This window comes from Pseudomonas fluorescens, assembly GCF_002022275.1.
In the GTDB taxonomy this organism is placed as follows: domain Bacteria; phylum Pseudomonadota; class Gammaproteobacteria; order Pseudomonadales; family Pseudomonadaceae; genus Aquipseudomonas; species Aquipseudomonas fluorescens_AJ.
Map to the genome: position 1 here is coordinate 51,506 of NZ_MSDF01000031.1, position 19,925 is coordinate 71,430.

Below are 19,925 nucleotides of genomic sequence, written 5' to 3' on the forward strand. Positions count from 1 at the left end.
GGTAACGCCATGAATTTCCAGCTCAGCCAAGAACAAGACATGTTGGTGGACGCGGTTCGCAGTTTTGTTGCCAGGGAATTGTTGCCCCATGAGGAAGCCGTGGACCGTGCCGATGAGGTCTCGCCGCAGCTGGCCGCGCAGATCCGCGATAAGGCAATTACTGCCGGTTTCTATGCCTTCAACATGCCTGAGGAAGTGGGTGGCGGAGGTCTGGATTATCTGTCTCAGGCGCTGATTGAGCGCGAGTTGTCCAAGGTTTCGTGGGCGTTGCATGTGTTTGTCGCGCGGCCCTCAAAGATCTTGATGGCCTGCACCGGCGCGCAGATTGAGGACTACCTGCTGCCCTGTGTCCAGGGCCGGAAAATCGACTGCTTCGCCCTGACTGAACCGGGCGCAGGCTCCGACGCCAACGCCATCAAGACCCGCGCCGTGCGCAGTGGCGATGACTTTGTGATCAACGGCAGCAAGCACTTTATCAGCCATGCCGGCAGCGCCGATTTTGCCATCGTGTTTGCCGTCACCGACACCTACGAACACAACGGCCGCCAGCGTAATGCGGTGACCTCGTTCCTGGTGGACCGTGGCACCCCCGGCATGACCATTCGCCGTGGCCCCAAGTGCGTGAGCAACCGCGGCTATCACACCTATGAAATGTTCTTCGACGACTGCCGCGTGCCCGCGTCCAAGGTGCTTGGCGAGGTGGGCAAAGGTTGGGAGGTCGCCAATGCCTGGCTCACCGCCGGCCGCGTGATGGTCGCCGCCAACTGCGTCGGCCAGGCCCAGCGCGCGCTGGATGTGTCGCTGCAATGGGCCGCGGACCGCAAGCAATTCGGCCAGCCCATCGGCACCTATCAAGGCGTGAGCTTCAAGCTCGCCGACATGGCCACACAGATCCGCGCCGCGGAGCTGCTGACCCTGCATACCGCGTGGAAAATGGACCAGGGCAGCATGACCGACGGCGAGGCCGGCATGGCCAAGCTGTTCGCCAGCGAAACCCTCGGCAAGGTCGCCGACGAAGCCGTGCAGATTTTCGGCGGCATGGGCTTGATGGACGAAGGGCCGGTGGAGCGCATCTGGCGCAATGCGCGGATCGAACGAATCTGGGAAGGCACCTCGGAAATCCAGCGCCATATCATCGCCCGTGAGCTGTTGCGGCCATTGTTGCGCTGATCGCGCGAGGAACGCTTATGTCCCAGGCTATTCGCGACAATCTCAAGCGGCTGCTGGCGCCCCGGCACCTGGCCTTCGTCGGTGGGCGCAGCATGGCGCGTGCGCTCAAACGCTGCGCCGACGGAGGGTTTGACGGGCAGATGTGGCTGGTCAACCCGCAGCATGACAGCCTCGACGGCATTCCCTGCGTGCGCCGCGTTGCCGATTTGCCCTGTGGCCCCGATGCCGTATTCATCGCCACCAACCGCGAGCTGACGTTGACCTGCGTCGCTGAACTCGCGGCCATCGGCACCGGCGGCGCCATTTGCTACGCCTCGGGGTTTGCCGAGACCGGCGCCAGCGGTGCAGCCTTGCAACAGCAACTGCTGAGCGCCGCAGGCGACATGGCCTTGCTCGGCCCCAATTGCTACGGCCTGCTCGACTACTTGCATAGCTCGGCCTTGGGGCCGGTGGCCCATGGCGGCAAGGCAGTGGAGAAGGGCGTGGCCGTGCTGACCCAAAGTGGCAACTTCGCCTACAACCTGTCGATGAGCGACCGCTCGTTGCCGGTGGCCTATATGGCCTCGGTCGGCAACCAGGCGCAACTGGGCGTGGCCGAGCTGATGGACGTGTTGCTTGATGAGCCACGCGTGACTGCCATCGGCCTGCACCTGGAAGGCTTGAAAAACGTACCGGGGTTTGCCCGCGCGGCGCACAAGGCGCTGGAGAAGGGTATCCCGATCATCGCGCTGAAAACCGGGGTTTCGCAGATCGGTGCGGAGCTTGCGCTGAGCCATACCAGCTCGCTGTCCGGCTCCGACGCGTTATACGACAGCCTGTTTGCCCGGTTGGGGGTGATCCGCGTCAGCGGGCCGGTGAGTTTTGTCGAAACCCTCAAGGCTGCCGCGTGCGGCAATTTGCCGAAGGGTAACCGCCTGATCGCACTGGCCTGTTCCGGTGGCGATGCAGGGCTGATCGCCGATTACGCCGAACGCAACGCTCTGGCCCTGCCCAAACTTGACGAAGACCAACGCGGCGAGCTGGCCCGCGTGCTGCCGAGCTACGCCAACCTGGTCAACCCGCTGGACTTCACCACCGCCATCTGGGGCGACCGTGAGGCGCTTACGGTCATGCTCGACATCGCCCTGCGCACCGACGCGGATGCCGCGATGCTGGTGCTGGATTACCCGGCGCCATTTACCGGCGAACGCAAGGAATGTGACCTGCTGCTTGAGCTGTTTTGCACAGCGCTGAGCCGTCATGGCAAGACCGGTTTCGTCACCTCGGCGTTTCCCGAGTTGCTTCCGGCGCACGCCCGCGAGCAACTGCATGCTCACGGTATTGCCGCGCTGCAAGGCGTAGAAGATGCGTTCGTCGCCTGGGGCCGGGTTGCCGACTATCAAAACAACCGTCGCGTGTTGCTGGCGCGGGGCGAGTCGATTCTCGAACCGCTCTGCCCGCAAATCCTTAAAGGACAGGGGCTGGCCCTGGATGAGTGGGCGTCCAAACAGGCGCTGCGCGCATTCGGCCTAAGCACGCCAGCGGCGGTGTTAAGCACCCCCGGGCGCGCAATTGCCGATGCCAAATTGTTGGGCTACCCGCTGGTGCTCAAGGCGGTCAGCGCCGATTTACCGCACAAAACCGAAGCGGGCGCTGTGGCGTTGAACCTGCAGGATGGCTTCGCGCTGACAGCGGCGCTGGACCATATGCGCAGGCAGATCGCGGCCTATGCACCGGGTGTGGTCTTTGATCAATTATTGCTCGAAGCCATGGCCACACCGCCGCTGGCTGAATTGATCGTGGGCATCAAGCGCGAAAACGATTTTGGCCTGGCGTTGGTCATCGGCGCTGGCGGCATACTGGTGGAACTGCTCAAAGACAGCCGCAGCCTGTTGTTGCCCACCACCGACGATGCCATCCGCCACGCCTTGCTCAGCCTGCGCAGTGCCCCTTTGCTGCAGGGCTTTCGCGGGCGTGAGGTGGCGGACATGAACGCACTGGTCGCGGCGATTCGTGCGGTGGCCGACTACGCCTGCGCCAACGCCGGGCAGTTGCTGGAGCTGGATGTGAACCCATTGCTGGTCAGTGCCCAGGGCGCCACGGCGGTCGACGCATTGATTCGTCTAGGAGAAAACCATGCACGATAAAACCCTCACCGGCGGCCAGGCCCTGGTGCGTTTGCTGGCCCACTACGGCGTCGACACCGTGTTTGGCATCCCCGGCGTGCACACCCTGGAGCTGTATCGCGGCCTGCCCGGCAGCGGCATTCGCCATGTGCTCACGCGCCACGAACAGGGCGCCGGGTTTATGGCCGACGGTTACGCACGGGTCAGTGGCAAGCCGGGCGTGTGCTTTGTAATCACCGGGCCCGGCGTAACCAACGCCGCCACTGCCATCGGCCAAGCGTATGCCGACTCGATCCCGATGCTGGTGATCTCCAGCGTCAACAGCACCGTTAGCCTCGGCAAGGGTTGGGGCAGCCTGCATGAGACCCAGGACCAGCGCGCAATCACCGCGCCGATCACGGCGTTTTCGGCGGTGGCGGCCAGTGCTGAGGATTTGCCCGAGTTGGTCGCCCGTGCCTACGCAGTATTCGATAGCGAGCGGCCACGGCCCGTGCATATTTCGGTGCCGCTGGATGTGTTGGCCGCGCCGATCAAAAGAGACTGGAGCAACGATGTAGTGCGCCGGCCTGGGCGTGGGCTGCCTTCGAACGAGGCGCTGGAGCAGGCCGCTGCCAGGCTCTCGACAGCCAAGCGCCCGATGATCATTGCCGGTGGTGGTGCGCTGGAGGCTGGCGACGCGTTGCAGCGTTTGAGCACGCTGTTGGCCGCGCCGTTTTTCACCAGCGTGGCGGGTAAAGGGTTGCTGCCGGTGAACGATCCGTTGAATGCCGGTTCCACCCTGTGCGTCGAGCCCGGCTGGCAACTGATCAGCGAGGCGGACGTGGTGCTGGCCGTCGGCACGGAAATGGCCGACACCGATTACTGGCGCGAGCGTTTGCCCATCACCGGCGAGCTGCTGCGGGTGGACATCGACCCGCGCAAATTCAATGACTTTTACCCCTGTGCCGTGGCGCTGCGCGGTGATGCCAATCAAACGCTGCTGGCCTTGTTGGACCTTTTGCCGACTACGCCGCGCAGCCCGCAGGCAGCGAGTGAAAAAGTGGCGGCATTGCATCAGGCCGTTGAGCTGGGTCACGGCCCCCTGCAGTCGATTCACCAAGCCATCCTCGACCGCATTGAAGCCGAACTGCCCGCCAACGCCTTCATCAGCAGCGACATGACTCAACTCGCCTACACCGGCAACTACGCCTACCCGAGCCGTGCGCCGCGCAGTTGGCTGCACCCAACGGGTTACGGGACATTGGGCTATGGCTTGCCCGCCGGCATCGGCGCCAAGTTCGGCGCCCCGCAGCGGCCGGGTTTGGTGCTGGTGGGCGATGGCGGTTTTCTCTACACCGCCCAGGAACTGGCGACCGCCGTCGAAGAGCTCGACAGCCCGCTGGTGGTACTGCTGTGGAACAACGACGCCCTCGGCCAGATCCGCGACGACATGCTTAGCCTGGACATCGAACCCATCGGCGTACTGCCGCGCAACCCGGATTTTGCGCTGTTCGCCCAGGCGTTCGGCTGCACGGTGAACCAGCCCAGCAACCTGGATGAATTGCAGACGGACTTGCGCAACGGCTTCAAACGCAACGGCGTGACCTTGATCGAGCTCAAACATGCCTGTGCCTGTTGACCTTACCGGCCTGCTGTTTTCATCCGAACCGGAAATGGACCCGGACGCGCTCGATCACTTGCTGGCCCAACGGGCGGCGCACACCGTTTAAGGAGTTCATATGAAGGTTTTGATTGTTCACGCCCATCCTGAACCGCAGTCATTTACCGCCGCCTTGCGCGACAGGGCGGTTGCCACGCTGCAAGGGCAAGGCCACGAAGTGCAGGTGAGTGACTTGTATGCCATGCAGTGGAACCCGGTGGCGTCGGCGGCGGATTTTTCGACGCGGGAAAATCCCGACTATCTGGTGTATGCCCTGGAGCAACGTCTGGGAGTGAAAAAGCAGTCGATCGCGGCGGATATTCAGGCCGAGCTGGACAAGGTGCTGTGGGCGGATTTGCTGATTCTCAACTTTCCGATCTTCTGGTTCTCCGCCCCCGCGATGCTCAAGGGCTGGATCGATCGGGTGCTGGTGTCGGGCGTGTGTTATGGCGGCAAGCGCTTTTACGATCAGGGCGGCCTGGCGGGCAAGCGGGCGCTGGTCACGGTGACCCTGGGCGGGCGTGAGCATATGTTTGGCGAAGGCGCGATTCATGGGCCGCTGGACGATATGTTGCGGCCGATTCTGCGCGGCACGCTGGCGTATGTCGGGTATGAAGTGCTGGCGCCGTTTGTGGCGTGGCATGTGCCGTATATCAGCGCCGAAGCGCGGCAGGCATTTTTGGCGGGGTATGAGCAGCGGCTGCAAGGGCTGGCAGATGAGCAGCCCTTGGTGTTTCCGAAACTTGAGCAGTTTGATGAGGCGCTGTATCCCCTACCTTGAATCCAGTGCAATTTAAATGTGGGAGCTGGCTTGCCTGCGATTGCAGTGTGTCAGGCTACAAATCTGTAGCTGATGTACCGCCATCGCAGGCAAGCCAGCTCCCACATTTTGATCTTCACATGGCTGATGATTCAGCGTTGTTCACGCAACCGCTCTGCCGCGCTGCGCAACAACTGCTCGGTGCCGTCCCAGCCCAGGCAGCCATCGGTCACCGACACACCGTATTTCATCGATGCGCTCAGTGGCTGGCAGCCTTCGAACAAGTGGCTTTCAATCATCATGCCGATCAACGACGTATCGCCCTGCAGGCGCTGTTCCAGCACCTCGTTGAACACCGCCGGCTGACGCAGCGGGTCTTTGCCGCTGTTGGCATGGCTGCAATCGACCATGATTCGGGCCGCTACTTTGGACTTGGCCAGGTCCTGCTTCACCTGCGCCACGCTGTGCGCATCGTAGTTCGGCCCACGGTGACCGCCGCGCAGCACCAGGTGGGTGTCGGGGTTGCCCGGGGTCTGGATGATCGCCGGGTGGCCCTGGCTGTCGACACCGAAGTGGCGGTGCGGGTGGGACGCCGAGCGCATCGCGTCACAGGCAATCGCCACTCCGCCGTCGGTGCCGTTCTTGAAGCCCACGGGCATGCCCAGGCCGCTGGCCATTTCGCGGTGAATCTGTGATTCGGTGGTGCGCGCACCAATCGCGACCCAACTGAGCAGGTCATCGAAGTAGCCGGCGGCCATGGGTTGCAGCAGTTCGGTGGCGACCGGCAGGCCCAGGCGCAGCATTTCGCGCATCAGTTGGCGCGACAGAGTGAGGCCCGCGGCCATGTCATCGCTGCCGTCCAGGTGCGGGTCGTAGGCCAGGCCTTTCCAGCCGATGGTGGTGCGTGGCTTTTCGACGTAGGCGCGGATCACCAGCAGCATCTGGTCGCTGACTTCATGCGCCAGTTTCTTCAGGTTACGTGCGTATTCCATGGCCGATTCGGGGTCATGGATCGAGCATGGGCCGACAATCACCAGCAAACGGGAGTCTTCACCGTTGAGGATGGCGCGCACGGCTTGGCGATGGGCGTGGACCTGTTCGTTGAGGAACGGGCTTAGCGGCAGCTGGTGCTTGAGCTCAAGGGAGCTGGGCAGGCGCTGGGTCAGGGCCTCATTGGCGCTGTTGAGGTTCGAAACGGGCAGAGCGGCGGTGGCGGAGTTCATATTCAAGGCTTCCTGGACGAGCGGCGGGCTGTTCCCGCGCGCTCGGCCTACTGGGGTGTTCGACAATTGGCCGTATCGGCTACGTGTGTTGGCTTGCCACCAAGAGGTGACCGATCGGAGGCGGCAGGCTGTCCCGAACGGAGCTCTCTAAATCGCCAGGCGGTGGAGGTGTCGTAACGGTAATAAGTGGCGTAGTTCATGGCGTAATTCCTTTAAGTGTTCTTGATCAAAATGTAGGGGTCTGAAAAAACAAAACCCCCGGTCGGGGAGCCGACCGGGGGTTAGATTTCTCTGGTAGGCGACCCCTTGAGTAGTGGGCGCCGATTTCAGGTATCAGGCGCGCCAGTGGCTAAACCAATACCCAAAATAAAAGCATGCACGTGCGCTCGAACCGTTCACGCGGGTAGCCGACACCGAGCGCGGGGCGCTGGCAGCAGGGACCTGGGTGTGGGTGAGTTGCAACATGGTATGTCTCCAAATGATGGGGGGAGCTTACTAGAGGCACGAGGGGGGATTCAATCAGTAATTTCTATCGTCTGGGACTAGTCATGTCTATTGGCCGAGATATGCTGATAACACATTGATGATGATTGCCTGGACGCGACCATGACTGCTTTGACCCTTGCTGCTGCTCAATCGATTTCCACCGCCGGTGATGTACAGGCCAATATCGGGCGACATCTGGCCTTTATGCGTGCGGCGGCTGAGCACAGCGTGCAACTGCTGGTGTTTCCGGAATTATCGTTGACCGGGTACGAGCCGTCGTTGGCGGCCGACCTGGCCATTGCCCCACAAGACACAATGCTGGCGCCACTGAGGGAGATGGCCCGTGAGTTGCGGTTGACGGCGGTGGTGGGAATGCCGCTTCGGCTGACGCCCGAGTCAGGGGTGTCGATTGGCGCGCTGGTGCTGGGAGCAGACGGCTCGCTGGCGGTTTACACCAAGAAACATCTTCATCCCGGCGAAGAGGCAGCCTTTGTGGCGGGGCAGGGCGGTGCGGCACTTGAGTGGGGGGATGATCGGATTGCGCTGGCAGTCTGTGCAGACTTTTCCCACGCCAGCCATCCACGTCAGGCTGCGGAGGCGGGCGCGACGGTCTACGCCGCCGGTGTATTGATCAGTGAAGGTGGCTATGCGACGGACAGCGCGTTGCTCCAAGGCTATGCCGCCGAACATGGCCTGCTGGTGTTGATGGCGAACCATGGCGGGCCCTCGGGTGGCTGGGCCTGCGCGGGGCGAAGTGCAATCTGGGCAACGGATGGCAGCGTGCTCGCTGCGGCGCCGGGCGTGGGGGACGCGCTGGTGATTGCACGTCGCGAGAGCGGGCAATGGGCTGGCCACGTGGCGGCCGTCTGAAATGGCGTTTAACCTGCGCGCGGCAACGGAAAACGACCGGTTGTTTGCGCGAGCGCTTACCCATGAAGCCATGAGCCGCTATTACCAGCAGTACGGTTTGTTGTGGTCCGACCATGGTTTTGACACCGCCTGGGCGGGCCGTGAGAACTGGTTGATCTGCAATGACGCCGCCGTGATGGGCTTTATCAGCCTGAGTGTTGACAGTCGGGCGCTCTACATCCGCGAATTGCACCTGCTGGAAACCTTCCGCAAGCAGGGCGCCGGAAGCTGGGTGATCGAGCAAATGGCGCTCAAGGCGCGGGCAAAGGGGCTGTTACGGCTGACGGTATTCAAGACCAATCCGGCACGAAGGCTGTACCAGCGGCAGGGTTTGAGCATCGTGGGGGAAGAAGATTGCTTCTGGCGCATGGAGCGCGACTGTCGGGCAGGCCCGGCGAGTTAGAACCGCGAACCCCGGGCGTGTCTCGCAAAGCTGACCTTTTGCTCAGCATAATCTGCGGTCTGCCTGCCGGTGCAGGCTTAAAGTGCACGTAATCTCCATATATATGACGCTTGCAGCTAGGTCTGCGCCCCGGTTTTTTGCTAAGGTGTTCAGCAACCTATAAGACCATTATCGCGAGGTGTCTGCTTGATTAGGGTGCTAGTAGTCGATGATCACGATCTCGTTCGTACAGGCATTACACGAATGCTGGCTGACATCGATGGCCTGCAAGTAGTCGGCCAGGCCGAATCAGGTGAGGAATCCCTGATCAAGGCGCGGGAGTTGAAGCCCGACGTGGTGTTGATGGACGTCAAGATGCCCGGGATCGGCGGTCTTGGCGCCACGACCAAATTGTTGCGCAGCCATCCGGACATCAAGGTCGTGGTGGTGACCGTGTGCGAAGAAGACCCGTTTCCGACCCGCCTGCTTCAGGCAGGGGCTGCCGGTTACCTGACCAAAGGCGCAGGCCTGGCGGAAATGGTGCAAGCCATTCGCCTGGTGTTTGCCGGTCAACGCTACATCAGCCCGCAGATTGCCCAGCAGTTGGCCATCAAATCGTTCCAGCCCACCAGCGATTCGCCGTTCGACGCGCTGTCGGAGCGGGAAATCCAGATCGCCCTGATGATCGTCGGCTGCCAGAAGGTTCAGTCGATTTCCGACAAGCTGTGCCTGTCGCCCAAGACCGTGAACACCTACCGCTATCGCATTTTCGAGAAGCTCGCCATCAGCAGTGATGTTGAATTGACCCTGCTCGCGGTGCGCCACGGCATGGTGGACGCCAGCGCCTGACATGACCACACCGTTTGATCCAAGTGCCTTTCTCTCAACCTGCAGTGGCCGCCCCGGCGTGTACCGCATGTTCGACAGCGAGGCACGCCTGCTTTATGTCGGCAAAGCCAAGAACCTGAAGAGCCGCCTGGCGAGCTACTTTCGCAAGACCGGCCTGGCGCCTAAAACCGCTGCGCTGGTGGCGCGTATCGCTCAGGTCGAGACCACCATCACCGCCAATGAAACCGAGGCGCTGCTGCTTGAGCAGACGCTGATCAAGGAATGGCGGCCGCCTTACAACATCCTGCTGCGTGACGATAAATCCTACCCCTACGTGTATTTATCCGACGGAAATTTCCCGCGTCTGAGCATTCACCGGGGTGCGAAGAAGGCCAAGGGCAAGTATTTCGGGCCTTATCCCAGTGCCGGCGCGATTCGCGAAAGCCTGAGCCTGCTGCAAAAGACCTTTTTTGTGCGTCAGTGCGAAGACAGCTTCTACAAGAACCGCACGCGGCCATGTCTGCAATACCAGATCAAGCGCTGCAAGGCGCCTTGCGTGGGCCTGGTTGAGCCGGCGGAATACGCCGAAGATGTGCGCCATTCGGTGATGTTCCTCGAAGGACGCAGCAATGCGCTCACCGATGAGCTCTCTGGCGCCATGGAACAGGCCGCAGGTACGCTGGATTTTGAGCGGGCCGCCGAACTGCGCGACCAAATCTCCCTGCTGCGCCGCGTTCAGGACCAGCAGAGCATGGAAGGCGGCACGGGCGACGTCGATGTGATCGCCGCGTTCGTCAACCCGGGCGGCGCCTGCGTGCACCTGATCAGCGTGCGCGGCGGGCGTGTACTGGGCAGCAAGAATTTCTTCCCGCAGACCGGTATCGACGAGGAAGTCGCCGAAGTCATGGCCGCGTTCCTCGGTCAGTACTACGTCAGCAGCCCCGAGCGCGACTTGCCGTCGGAGTTGATCGTGAACGTTGTGCACGAAGACTTCCCGACACTGATCGAGGCGATTCATGAATTGCGCGGCCGCGAGCTGGACATCAGCCACCGCGTGCGCGGTACTCGCGCGCGCTGGCAGCAGTTGGCGGTGACCAACGCGGAACAGGCCCTGAGTGCGCGTCTGGCCAACCGGCAGCATGTCGCCGCGCGTTTCGACGCCCTGGCCGAAGTCCTAAACCTGGACGAACCGCCCCAGCGCCTGGAGTGTTACGACATCAGCCACTCCAGCGGTGAGGCCACGGTGGCGTCCTGCGTGGTGTTCGGGCCGGAAGGGCCGATCAAATCCGACTACCGGCGTTACAACATTGAAGGCGTGACGGCCGGCGATGACTACGCCGCCATGCACCAGGCCCTCACGCGGCGCTTCAGCAAGTTGAAGGACGGCGAGGGCAAGTTGCCCGATATCCTCTTGGTGGACGGCGGCAAGGGCCAGCTCTCCATGGCCCGTGACGTACTCAACGAACTGGCCGTGCCGGACCTGATACTGCTCGGTGTGGCGAAGGGCGCCACGCGTAAAGCCGGTTTCGAGACGTTGTACTTGAATGATGCCGCCCATGAGTTCACTTTGAAGGGCGACTCACCTGCGCTGCATTTGATTCAGCAGATCCGTGACGAAGCCCACCGTTTTGCCATCACCGGCCACCGTGCCCGTCGCGGCAAAACCCGGCGAACCTCAACCCTGGAAGGGGTGGCGGGAGTTGGCCCGACGCGACGTCGTGACTTGCTTAAACATTTTGGTGGCTTGCAGGAGCTGTCCCGTGCCAGCATTGACGAAATAGCCAAAGCCCCCGGTATCAGTAAAAAGCTCGCTGAGTTGATTTATGCAAATCTGCACAGCGAGTAGAATGCCTTCTCACCTCGTAGCCAGTTGTGCCGATGAATATCCCTAATCTGATCACCGTTCTACGCGTCCTGCTCATTCCGATTTTCATTTTGTTGTTCTATTTGCCCTACGAATGGAGCTATGCGGCCTCAAGTTCGGTGTTTGCCTTTGCGGCCGCGACCGACTGGCTTGACGGCTACCTGGCGCGTCGCCTGGAGCAAAGCACGCCGTTTGGCGCGTTCCTTGACCCGGTCGCCGACAAACTCATGGTGGCTGTGGCCCTGGTGCTGCTGGTGCAGGAACACGGCAACCTGTGGCTGACCCTGCCGGCGGCGGTGATCATTGGCCGTGAAATTGTCGTCTCGGCCCTGCGCGAGTGGATGGCTGAAATCGGCGCCCGCGCCCACGTTGCAGTGTCCAGCATGGGCAAATGGAAAACCGCCGCGCAAATGCTTGCATTGGTGATCCTGCTGGCCAACCCGTCGGACTTCTCTTTTTGGGTCTTCACGGGCTACGCCCTGCTGCTGATCGCCGCCGGCCTGACCCTGTGGTCCATGCTTCAGTATTTGCGAGCAGCCTGGCCGCACTTGCGCACCACGGTTGAAAAGAAATAAAACTTTTTTGAATCAAGGGGTTGACGGGTTCTGATAATTCTATAGAATGCGCATCACCAAGACGCGGGAATAGCTCAGTTGGTAGAGCACGACCTTGCCAAGGTCGGGGTCGCGAGTTCGAGTCTCGTTTCCCGCTCCAAACACAAAGAAAAAGCCACTCTAACGAGTGGCTTTTTTTGCCTGCGAGTTGAGAAAAAGACGCTTTGGCCCCCTGCGTTTCAGGCTAACACTTCAGGGCCGCAGCGCCCGCAGAAGCTGCGTGCGGCTCGGGTCAACAGCCACCATCTCATCGATCAAATAGCGAGTCTCTGCGGGGCCGAATTCACCCACCGCCTTGACCGGTGCCGAGCGGCTAAAAGCCCATAGCACAAGCGTGCGCACCCAGACAGGCATCCGCGCAACCCACGCAATATTTCTGGGTTTAAGTGGGTGCCCCAAGCTTTTCACCAAATCGAAACCTTCGACGAGCGCGGCGCTGAGCTGTCTCGCTTCGTTCCAGGTCAAATCGTAGGAGCGCTTCCACATCAGCAGCCCGGCCAAAAACAGTGGAACCACAAGCGCCACGTGGCTGCGCAGGAAAGCATCCATGTCGTCTTCGTGTTCACTTGGCAGGCCTGCGTCTTTAAAGAGCGTCACCAGGTCCGGCCTTGACAGTGTCGTGAGCATGCCGGGTCCGTCGACGCGGAAGCTCAATTGTTGGTCCACCAGGGTGGCGGTCATGTTTGGAAAGCCAAACGCAAAACGCTCGGTGCCTACCGCTGAGGCATAGCGGGCGGTGCCCCGAAACGTGTTGAACATGAACAGAATGGTCTTGGCCTGGCTCGATGATACCTCGGCCAGGATCGACGCCACCTGGTGTTCAGGGACGGTAACAATGGCAAGGTCGCAGGGTTCTGAGGGTGCAAGTGAGGCCAGTGCCGTGACGGGTGCTGATCGACCATCCAATGTGACGATTGCTGCCTTGTGAACCAGTGCATCGAGCCTCGCTCCCCGCGCTATGACGGACACCTCGTGGCCAGCTCTGGAGAGGCAGAAGGCCAACGTACTACCGATTCGCCCGGCACCGAACACAATAATTTTCATAGACACTGCCTGAGGTGAGTTTGCATCAGGCGAGTGTGAAGTTCAGGCGTGTTACCGTAAACGCACATTATCGGTAATCAGATATCCAAATATGGAAATACTCTCGTGGGACGATTTGCGCATTCTGCTCGCGGTGCATCGCGCGGGGAGCTTTCTTGGCGCGGGTAAAGTGCTCGGCCTTTCTACCTCGACTACTGCGCGACGGTTGGATGCGCTGGAAGCCAGTGTCGGCCACCGCCTGGTGCACCGAAGCCAATCGGGTACCGAATTGAACCCTCATGCGCTGGGTATGGTGCAGTTGGCACAAGCGCTTGAGCACGGCCTTGATGCGCTACGGCGGGATCAAGCGCAGATGGCCGGAACGCTCAAAGTCAGCGTGCCTGATGGCATGGCGCCAATGCTGGCACGTTCGCTCATCGCGTTTGCGCAGGATCATCCAGGCATTGATATCGAGTTGTCGGGTGATAACCGGATGGTGGACGTTGCGGCGCGTGAAGCCGATATTGCGATTCGCATCGCCCGTTCCTCGTCCAGCGTATTGGTAGAGAAGCACCTGGCGAGTTTTCGTTTTGGCCTGTTCGCCTCGCAGGACTATGTACGACGGCATCTGCTTTCAAGGGCGTTGAAGGCTGGGGAGGCCTCGGCCCATCCGTTCGTGGGGCTGGACGAACGATGGAAGGCGTTACCGCATGAACAGTGGATGCGAGAGCTGGGCGCCACGCGCTTTCCATTCCGTTCGAGCTCGATGCAAGCCATTACCGAGGCGGTGTTACTGGGCGCCGGGATCGGCGCGTTTCTGGAACTGGACCCGCGCACCACTGGCCTTGTTCGGATTGAAACAACTATTCCCGGCCCGGTTCAGCCGTTTTACCTGGTGTTTCACCGGGACTTGCGTGCGCAACCGCATGTACGCGCAGCCGTTGCCGCAATAGAAAGGTACGTGCATTCGATTTCGGTGCGCAGGGACTAACCGTGCGAAGCCTTCGCAGGTATCCGGGGCAAAAAATCGGAGCCGCCTGACAAGGTCTGGAGTGACAGCGCCGTTAGCTGTTTCATCTGACGTCCATCGTTACAAGAGGCAGCAGAGGGACTGCGAACAAGTCCCACGGCCGTGTCCAGGGATCAAAAGCGATACATGTACCACAGTCGCAGTGAGCTCGTGGTGGCTCGCTCCACTATCGGGCTGTCTTCTATTTCACTGCCCAGGCGCGTGGCACTCAGGTCCAGGTTCACATGCTGATTGGCATCCAGCTTGTAGCCAATGCGTATGCCGGCCTCCAGGTTGACCGTGGCGTCGCCCTCGTAGGCGCTGCGTGACGCGGTGGCTTCGCTGTTGCGTACGCCGTAGTAGTAAGACACGTAGTCTTCATCCACGCGCACCGCGGCCAGGCGTGGGGTGAAGTCGAAGTCGTTGACGGTAAAACGTCGTTCCACTGCAAACCTCAGTGTTTGCCCGTTGCTATTGCCTGAGACATCACTTGCCCATTGAGCGGAGAACTGCGCTATTGGGCTCGCCCAAATCGCCTTGGCGCCCAACCAGACGCCGGGATCCCGGTCGTGCATGCCGTCGAGGTCGTTGGAGTCTGACGCATCGTAGCCTTCGCCTATCCCATAGCGGGCTTGCAGGCGAAAGGAGAGTGCATTATCGCTGGGTATCTTGAAGTCAATGCCAGGGCCCATCACGCTGAACCAGCGACTTTCATAAGACACCACAGGTAACACTTGGGCGTCGTCGTCCAGGCCGCGATAAGCCGAATTGTCTACGGCTGCCCCCAGGCCCAACCCCCAGCGCGATTGTGTGTCTTGTTCCGTGGCCGCCAAAGCCGGGCCAGGCTCGAATGCAAGGCTGGCCAGCAGCAGCGTGCTGATCAACGACGGCACGGTACTCACCGGCAAAGAGTCAGTGTTGCCAGGCGATCTGTATCTTTTTCCAGCTTCGATAGCGGACGGTAAGTGGCGGGGCCGGGATTTGAGCAGGGTGGGGAGTGTTTTTGAGTTCAACGCCGTCAATCCTATTGGAGAGGTTCGAGGCGGAGTATGTCGGGCAGTGTTTAAGACGGATTTATGGGGATTAATAGTTTATTAAAACCCATCACTCTCATTCTGTTACAGATAACCCGCTGCCGGACGCTGAATTTAAGACTTTCTTAAAACCTTATACCTGACCATGCGTGAACGTTGCTTGTGAGGACAGGGTATGAGGTTTCTGATCGTTGAAAGTGATGGGCATGTACGCCGTCGATTGTTGCAATCGCTGTCAGGGAAGGGGTGTCTTGTAGACATGGTCTTCAATATGGAAGACGCCTTCATATTGTTTGAGCGATTTACCTATTCCGTGATCATTATCGGCTCGGGCTTCTCTGACCATTGCACGGGCGCTATGCTCAGGGCCGTGCGAGGCAGCGCGTCAATGCGTTCCATATTGATGCGCACCGCCAATGCGTCTGTCGCAATGCACAGCCCTGTTCTGGAGGCTGACGGTTATCTCGATGTCACTCTTTGTGAAGAACAGATGAGTGCAGTCTGGGCCGCGCTAGCGCGAGGAAAGGCCCCGGTTTAGATGCGCCGCATACCCGACAATACCAGCGTGATGATCTGCCGCAGCATTGTCTCCTGGTCGATGTGGGCTGTTTGAGCCACCAGTGTTGGATGGTGATACGCGGCCGTCGTGGTGTAGAGCAGCCGGGCATTACAGTTCGCGTCGCCACTGAACTCAGCCCCGGCTTCCTGGAAGAGGGCGCCCAGCTGGTTCAACAGGCTGTTGAGGTGGGCGATGATGAACGGTTTTTCCAGCGCTGCAGCTATATCAAAGGCACGATGCGGTTCCGGGTCGTCCAAAGCGCGTTTACGTTTCATCTGATAAAGCCTCACCAGCCATTCGCTCATCCGTGTTGTCGGGTCGCCCGCTGCAGACACAACGGTTATGAGCGTCTGTTCGATTTCGCACAGCCATCGTTCGGTCACTGCATCCAGTAGCGCCGCTTTGTCCGCAAAATGTGCATACAGCGCAGCATGGCTGACGCCCAATTCCTTGGCGACGTCGGTGAGGCGAACCTTATCCACGCCGAGCAGGCGCATGCGCGTCAGGGCGACGTCAATTGCTCTGTTTTTTATCTCCTCGGCGGACAGTCCGGTACGCGGCATTTTTCACATCCCTGATTGACAATAATAAAAGTTACATTTTACATTAAATGTAATCTGTAACAAGCGATCGCTCTGAATCGCTTGAACCAACGCGTGATTTTATTGAGCAGGGGTGTCGCGATGACTGAAATGACAACGAGAAGATTGGGCAAAAACGGCCCTGTTGTCTCAGCACTTGGAATGGGCTGCATGGCGTTTCGAATGGGCGATGACGAGACTGAAAGGGGCGCTGTGAGGACCCTTCAATCCGCCCTCGATTCAGGCTTTTCGTTTCTGAATACGGGCGATTTTTATGGCAGCGGGCAAAGCGAGATGCTGGTCGGACGAGCCCTGAAGGGGCGTCGTGATGACGCATTTTTGAGCGTGAAATGCGGCGCGCAAGTGGATCCGAATGGCCGCATCATCGGTCTCGATGGGCGCCCCAACTCCATCAAAAACTTCGCCGCCTACTCGTTGAAGCGACTGGGCGTAGACGTTATCGACATGTATCAGCCCGGACGCGCTGACCCGGACGTGCCGTACGAGGAGACCATCGGCGCGATTGCCGACCTGATAAACGATGGCAAGGTGCGTTACCTGGGTGTATCCGAGGTGGGCGCCGACCTGTTACGCCGCGCCCACGCCGTGCATCCCGTGACTGCCCTGGAAATTGAATATTCGCTGGCCAGCCGTTTTATCGAGCGGGACATTCTGCCGACAGCGCGCGAACTTGGCATTGGCGTTGTGGCTTATCGGATTCTGGCAGAGGGAATGCTGGGGGGTAATTTGCCGCAAGGGCAGCCGCCCGCAGACTCGAAATTCCTCGCCCCGCGTATGCACGGCGACAATTACACGCGCAATATGGCCACGGCTCAGGTGCTCGAAGCCATGGCCGTATCTAAAGGCTTCACCGCAGCTCAACTGGCCGTGGCCTGGGTGCTCTCGCGTGGCGACGATATCGTGCCGCTTGCCGGCATCAATCGCCCCTCTCGCATCAGCGACAACCTCAGAGCATTGGAGGTGAAGTTCACTGCGCTGGAGGCCTCGCAATTGGAAAGCGCCTTTGCTCCGGACGCGGTAGTGGGCTTGCGTTACCCGGAATTTGTCCTGAAATGGGCCGCACAATGAGTACCTTCCTGCCCTCTGCGCGTACGTGCGCCATTGTCGCGATCCTCATGTTTGCTCCGGTGGTTGCGTCTTATGTCTGGCATACAAACCGCGAGTGGCTGGATTACCCGGGGATATTCTTTCACCTGGCTATTTTCCTGTTGGTGCCCCGACTGCCCGCCCCGGACTGGGCGAGAGCGGCCGGCTATGGCTGGTTGGTATTGGACGTGACGGTCGGGGTGATGACGCTGAACCACGTCCCGGCTGAAATTGCCATGCCGATCCGGTTGGGTGGCCATATCTTCGCGGGTATCTGGATCGTCAATGTATCGCTGCTGGCGATTCGGCCGATCAAGTTAACGGGTTTTATCGCGGGGGCGTGGTTGTTTTCCTACAGTTTTGTCTCACCCTTTGTGCCGAAAACAGCGCTGGCACCGACGGCGCTGATGATGCTGCTCTGGCTCGGTTTGATCGCTTGGCATAACGGCTGCGCTCGTTTAACAAAGGCTGAAGTGCATTGACTCGCCGTATTTCGTATCCAATTTATTCATCGTTATTATTGACTGTGTTGAGCAGGAATTTGCCAATCACGTCTTCAAGCACAAACGAAGACTGAGTGTCATAAATGGTCGAGCCAGCACTCAGTAACGTTGTTTTCTTGCCCATGCTCAGGCCGATGTACTTTTTGCCCACCAGGCCCGACGTGAGGACTGATGCTGTCGAGTCCGTGGGCAACCCCTCCATGCCCTCGTTCATCTGCATCGTTACACGAGCACTGAAACTGTCAGGATCCAGGCCGATCGCCGAGACGTGGCCGACGACTACACCGGCCATGCTCACCTTCGCGTTGAGGGTCAAGCCGGCGACACCCTCAAAGTTGGCATACAGTTCAAACGTCCCGGCCGATGGGCTGGTCGATTTGCCACTCACGCGCAGGGCGAGAAACAATAGAGCCAGGAGACCTGCCAGCAAAAAAAGGCTGACACTGATTCCCTTCGAGTGTTTTTTCATGAGTATTTTCCGACCGTGGCGGGTTGCCATTGCAGCATGCAGCAGTCATCAGGTCGTGCCGGGCAGGGGCGCAAGCAGCGAAGTCAAGCGTGGCGCTCGCGCTTCTCCACCAATGACCTGTTGAGCGATACGTTGTGGGAAAACAAATACCGCGTAAAAACAAAGGGCCATGAACGTAATAATCAACGTGAACATGGGCGCAGTTCGGGTATGGATCCGGAGTGTAGCGAGTAGTTTTTAAGGAACTGTTATGGCGATTAGTCACGTATTAAGTGGCTAAGGCAGGGTTCGCCGAGAGTAATCAGGCATCCTGCGGGGAGGCGTGAATCGCGGTGCTTCTGGAGCAGCGATCCACGCATGAGGCCGTTAGCGTTTGATCAACAACGACAGCATGGCGCTCGCCATGCAAAGCCCTGCAACCACCGGAAAAATGATCGACGTATTACCGGTTGTATCGATCATATGGCCGATGACCGGTTCACCGATGCCGGCGAATGCGTAGGACATGGTATTGAGCACGCCCGTAGCGGTGCCGGCCGCGTGGCGGCCGAAAATGTCCGGGCAGAGCGCCCAGAACGATGATGCGGGCCCGAACACAAAAAAGCCGCAGAGGAACAGCAGGCCAATCGAAAGCATACTTGCGTGCGGGATGAACATCATGAGCATCGCGGTGGCTGACGCGAGGATCATGTAGGCGACGATTGCCAGATAGCGCCTGCCGTGAAACACCACGTCGGAAATCCAGCTGTTCGACAGGGCGCCCAACGCCATCCCTATAGGCAGTGCCACTGTGATCCATTTCGGGTCAATCAACGTTGACGACGTCTTCCAGTCCAGCCCGAGGAAATGTACGGGTACCCAAACCACCAACGCATAGCGCGCGGCATTCTGGAAACCGATGGCGAACCCGGCGATATAAAGTCTCCAGTTTCGCAGCACGATCAAATATCGCTGCGTGCTCGTTAAAGCATCCTCAGCCGCCACTGCTGAGTTTCCATCCGGACGTTCAATTGAGCGCAGGTTTTTGTCTTCGGGACGCTCTGATACAAAAAACCATAAAACGATTGCCCCAAGGAGCATCGACAAGGGTGCCAGTCTGAAAATCCAGATCCAGTCGAGCTGCATCATGCCCAGAATGGCAAGGGGCAGAACAAATGCGAGCACTGAGGAAAATCCAGAAAACCCGACATAGATGCCATACACAAAACCGCGATGTTCAACCCCCCACCAATTCGAAAGCAGGCGGCTGCCTGGCGCAAAACCCATGGACTGAAAGTAACCGTTCGCCCCCCAGGCGAACATAAAAAACCAGAACGAGTGACCGAAACTAAAGACCCAATTTGCCCCCAGCGAGAGAATCGCGCCGGCGATCATCATTCGTTTGCCGCCGAGTTTGTCGCCCAGGTTCCCGTTAATGAATTGACCGCCCGCGTAGCACCACAACATCGTCGCGCTGATCCAGCCTATTTCGTATTTCGATAAACCATAGTCATGCTGTATGCCGGGAATCGCGAAGCCCAAGGTCTGGCGCCCGGTGTAATAGAAGAGATAGCAGAATGTCACACCGATCAATGCACGCCATTTGTATTGATCAAATGTAGAGAGCCGTGATCTCGGTGTGGATTGCAGGGTATCAACGGTTTTTGTAGGCATGCCTGTC

20 protein-coding genes and 1 tRNA gene are annotated in these 19,925 nt (G+C 59.6%); 14 read left to right on the plus strand and 7 right to left on the minus strand.

From position 1 onward, the window contains the following. The first annotated feature begins 9 nt into the window (after nt 1-9). From BFW87_RS22135 to BFW87_RS22150, 4 genes are all read left to right on the plus strand, one after another. Nucleotides 10-1,170 carry an acyl-CoA dehydrogenase family protein gene (locus BFW87_RS22135; protein ID WP_078741844.1) on the plus strand — a complete coding sequence of 387 codons (1,161 nt, stop codon included), beginning with the start codon at nt 10-12 and terminating at the stop codon, nt 1,168-1,170. A 17-nt stretch (nt 1,171-1,187) separates the two neighbouring features. After that, a complete protein-coding gene (locus tag BFW87_RS22140; protein ID WP_078741845.1) occupies nt 1,188-3,296 on the plus strand; it encodes an acetate--CoA ligase family protein in 2,109 nt (702 codons plus the stop codon). After that, entirely contained in the window at nt 3,286-4,893 is a 1,608-nt protein-coding gene (locus BFW87_RS22145) for a 5-guanidino-2-oxopentanoate decarboxylase (protein WP_078741846.1), read from the plus strand. Before BFW87_RS22140 ends, BFW87_RS22145 begins: the two co-directional genes overlap by 11 nt. A 100-nt stretch (nt 4,894-4,993) precedes the next feature. Further along, nucleotides 4,994-5,695 (plus strand): NAD(P)H-dependent oxidoreductase, encoded by a 702-nt coding sequence (locus tag BFW87_RS22150; protein ID WP_078741847.1) that lies wholly within the window; start codon nt 4,994-4,996, stop codon nt 5,693-5,695. Between the two features lie 131 nt (nt 5,696-5,826). Here the strand turns inward: BFW87_RS22150 and BFW87_RS22155 are convergent, their stop codons facing one another. Continuing rightward, nucleotides 5,827-6,897, minus strand: a complete 1,071-nt coding sequence (locus BFW87_RS22155) for a 3-deoxy-7-phosphoheptulonate synthase (protein ID WP_078741848.1) — start codon at nt 6,895-6,897, stop codon at nt 5,827-5,829. Nucleotides 6,898-7,503: 606 nt separating this feature from the next. Between BFW87_RS22155 and BFW87_RS22160 the strand changes: the two genes are divergently transcribed. The 6 genes from BFW87_RS22160 to BFW87_RS22185 all read left to right on the plus strand — a co-directional run bounded on the left by BFW87_RS22160 (nt 7,504) and on the right by BFW87_RS22185 (nt 12,080). After that, on the plus strand, nt 7,504-8,253 hold the full coding sequence (locus tag BFW87_RS22160) for a carbon-nitrogen hydrolase family protein (protein WP_078741849.1): 750 nt from the start codon (nt 7,504-7,506) through the stop codon (nt 8,251-8,253). 1 nt (nt 8,254) lies between these two features. Further along, on the plus strand, nt 8,255-8,695 hold the full coding sequence (locus tag BFW87_RS22165; RefSeq protein ID WP_078741850.1) for a GNAT family N-acetyltransferase: 441 nt from the start codon (nt 8,255-8,257) through the stop codon (nt 8,693-8,695). Between the two features lie 186 nt (nt 8,696-8,881). Continuing rightward, complete coding sequence (gacA, locus tag BFW87_RS22170) at nt 8,882-9,523, plus strand: response regulator transcription factor GacA (RefSeq protein ID WP_017530522.1); 642 nt, start codon at nt 8,882-8,884, stop codon at nt 9,521-9,523. A 1-nt stretch (nt 9,524) separates the two neighbouring features. Continuing rightward, nucleotides 9,525-11,348: an excinuclease ABC subunit UvrC gene (uvrC, locus tag BFW87_RS22175; protein ID WP_078741851.1), complete on the plus strand. Its 1,824-nt coding sequence runs from the start codon at nt 9,525-9,527 to the stop codon at nt 11,346-11,348. 32 nt (nt 11,349-11,380) lie between these two features. Continuing rightward, nucleotides 11,381-11,941: a CDP-diacylglycerol--glycerol-3-phosphate 3-phosphatidyltransferase gene (pgsA, locus tag BFW87_RS22180; RefSeq protein ID WP_078741852.1), complete on the plus strand. Its 561-nt coding sequence runs from the start codon at nt 11,381-11,383 to the stop codon at nt 11,939-11,941. Between the two features lie 63 nt (nt 11,942-12,004). Then, a tRNA-Gly gene (locus BFW87_RS22185) sits at nt 12,005-12,080 on the plus strand. A 92-nt stretch (nt 12,081-12,172) separates the two neighbouring features. Here the strand turns inward: BFW87_RS22185 and BFW87_RS22190 are convergent. After that, entirely contained in the window at nt 12,173-13,024 is an 852-nt protein-coding gene (locus tag BFW87_RS22190) for a ketopantoate reductase family protein (protein ID WP_078741853.1), read from the minus strand. A 91-nt stretch (nt 13,025-13,115) separates the two neighbouring features. Between BFW87_RS22190 and BFW87_RS22195 the strand changes: the two genes are divergently transcribed. Then, complete coding sequence (locus BFW87_RS22195; protein ID WP_078741854.1) at nt 13,116-13,994, plus strand: LysR family transcriptional regulator; 879 nt, start codon at nt 13,116-13,118, stop codon at nt 13,992-13,994. Between the two features lie 152 nt (nt 13,995-14,146). On the opposite strand, the gene BFW87_RS22200 is transcribed toward BFW87_RS22195, so the two are convergent. Beyond that, nucleotides 14,147-14,905, minus strand: a complete 759-nt coding sequence (locus tag BFW87_RS22200; RefSeq protein WP_254865929.1) for a MipA/OmpV family protein — start codon at nt 14,903-14,905, stop codon at nt 14,147-14,149. A gap of 316 nt (nt 14,906-15,221) precedes the next feature. Between BFW87_RS22200 and BFW87_RS22205 the strand changes: the two genes are divergently transcribed. Then, a complete protein-coding gene (locus tag BFW87_RS22205) occupies nt 15,222-15,584 on the plus strand; it encodes a response regulator transcription factor (RefSeq protein ID WP_078741855.1) in 363 nt (120 codons plus the stop codon). Here BFW87_RS22205 and BFW87_RS22210 read toward each other — a convergent pair. Continuing rightward, the gene (locus BFW87_RS22210) at nt 15,581-16,168 is read right to left on the minus strand and encodes a TetR/AcrR family transcriptional regulator (protein ID WP_078741856.1); all 588 of its coding nucleotides are present in this window, start codon (nt 16,166-16,168) and stop codon (nt 15,581-15,583) included. The two genes, BFW87_RS22205 and BFW87_RS22210, sit on opposite strands and share 4 nt — an antisense overlap. Nucleotides 16,169-16,288: 120 nt before the next feature. Here BFW87_RS22210 and BFW87_RS22215 point away from each other — a divergent pair, with 120 nt between their 5' ends. Together BFW87_RS22215 and BFW87_RS22220 are read left to right on the plus strand one after the other, a co-directional pair. Then, entirely contained in the window at nt 16,289-17,275 is a 987-nt protein-coding gene (locus BFW87_RS22215) for an aldo/keto reductase (RefSeq protein ID WP_254865930.1), read from the plus strand. Further along, entirely contained in the window at nt 17,272-17,775 is a 504-nt protein-coding gene (locus BFW87_RS22220; RefSeq protein WP_078741857.1) for a hypothetical protein, read from the plus strand. The genes BFW87_RS22215 and BFW87_RS22220 overlap by 4 nt, the downstream gene beginning before the upstream one ends. Before the next feature lie 22 nt (nt 17,776-17,797). Here the strand turns inward: BFW87_RS22220 and mlaD are convergent, their stop codons facing one another. The 3 genes from mlaD to BFW87_RS22230 all read right to left on the minus strand — a co-directional run bounded on the left by mlaD (nt 17,798) and on the right by BFW87_RS22230 (nt 19,918). Then, complete coding sequence (mlaD, locus tag BFW87_RS22225) at nt 17,798-18,265, minus strand: outer membrane lipid asymmetry maintenance protein MlaD (protein ID WP_078741858.1); 468 nt, start codon at nt 18,263-18,265, stop codon at nt 17,798-17,800. Nucleotides 18,266-18,313: 48 nt separating this feature from the next. Next, nucleotides 18,314-18,460, minus strand: coding sequence for a hypothetical protein (locus BFW87_RS32030; RefSeq protein ID WP_176159803.1), 147 nt, complete (start codon nt 18,458-18,460; stop codon nt 18,314-18,316). Between the two features lie 171 nt (nt 18,461-18,631). Then, the gene (locus tag BFW87_RS22230; RefSeq protein WP_078741859.1) at nt 18,632-19,918 is read right to left on the minus strand and encodes an MFS transporter; all 1,287 of its coding nucleotides are present in this window, start codon (nt 19,916-19,918) and stop codon (nt 18,632-18,634) included. Nucleotides 19,919-19,925: the final 7 nt, after the last annotated feature.

What these genes read in the sequence shown, in the direction of transcription:
- BFW87_RS22135 (WP_078741844.1), top strand. Translation starts at nt 10, where the DNA reads ATGAATTTCCAGCTCAGCCAAGAACAAGACATGTTGGTGGACGCGGTT.
- BFW87_RS22140 (WP_078741845.1), top strand. Translation starts at nt 1,188, where the DNA reads ATGTCCCAGGCTATTCGCGACAATCTCAAGCGGCTGCTGGCGCCCCGG.
- BFW87_RS22145 (WP_078741846.1), top strand. Translation starts at nt 3,286, where the DNA reads ATGCACGATAAAACCCTCACCGGCGGCCAGGCCCTGGTGCGTTTGCTG.
- BFW87_RS22150 (WP_078741847.1), top strand. Translation starts at nt 4,994, where the DNA reads ATGAAGGTTTTGATTGTTCACGCCCATCCTGAACCGCAGTCATTTACC.
- BFW87_RS22155 (WP_078741848.1), bottom strand. Translation starts at nt 6,897, where the DNA reads ATGAACTCCGCCACCGCCGCTCTGCCCGTTTCGAACCTCAACAGCGCC.
- BFW87_RS22160 (WP_078741849.1), top strand. Translation starts at nt 7,504, where the DNA reads ATGACTGCTTTGACCCTTGCTGCTGCTCAATCGATTTCCACCGCCGGT.
- BFW87_RS22165 (WP_078741850.1), top strand. Translation starts at nt 8,255, where the DNA reads ATGGCGTTTAACCTGCGCGCGGCAACGGAAAACGACCGGTTGTTTGCG.
- uvrC (WP_078741851.1), top strand. Translation starts at nt 9,525, where the DNA reads ATGACCACACCGTTTGATCCAAGTGCCTTTCTCTCAACCTGCAGTGGC.
- pgsA (WP_078741852.1), top strand. Translation starts at nt 11,381, where the DNA reads ATGAATATCCCTAATCTGATCACCGTTCTACGCGTCCTGCTCATTCCG.
- BFW87_RS22190 (WP_078741853.1), bottom strand. Translation starts at nt 13,024, where the DNA reads ATGAAAATTATTGTGTTCGGTGCCGGGCGAATCGGTAGTACGTTGGCC.
- BFW87_RS22195 (WP_078741854.1), top strand. Translation starts at nt 13,116, where the DNA reads ATGGAAATACTCTCGTGGGACGATTTGCGCATTCTGCTCGCGGTGCAT.
- BFW87_RS22205 (WP_078741855.1), top strand. Translation starts at nt 15,222, where the DNA reads ATGAGGTTTCTGATCGTTGAAAGTGATGGGCATGTACGCCGTCGATTG.
- BFW87_RS22210 (WP_078741856.1), bottom strand. Translation starts at nt 16,168, where the DNA reads ATGCCGCGTACCGGACTGTCCGCCGAGGAGATAAAAAACAGAGCAATT.
- BFW87_RS22215 (WP_254865930.1), top strand. Translation starts at nt 16,289, where the DNA reads ATGACTGAAATGACAACGAGAAGATTGGGCAAAAACGGCCCTGTTGTC.
- BFW87_RS22220 (WP_078741857.1), top strand. Translation starts at nt 17,272, where the DNA reads ATGAGTACCTTCCTGCCCTCTGCGCGTACGTGCGCCATTGTCGCGATC.
- mlaD (WP_078741858.1), bottom strand. Translation starts at nt 18,265, where the DNA reads ATGAAAAAACACTCGAAGGGAATCAGTGTCAGCCTTTTTTTGCTGGCA.
- BFW87_RS32030 (WP_176159803.1), bottom strand. Translation starts at nt 18,460, where the DNA reads ATGTTCACGTTGATTATTACGTTCATGGCCCTTTGTTTTTACGCGGTA.
- BFW87_RS22230 (WP_078741859.1), bottom strand. Translation starts at nt 19,918, where the DNA reads ATGCCTACAAAAACCGTTGATACCCTGCAATCCACACCGAGATCACGG.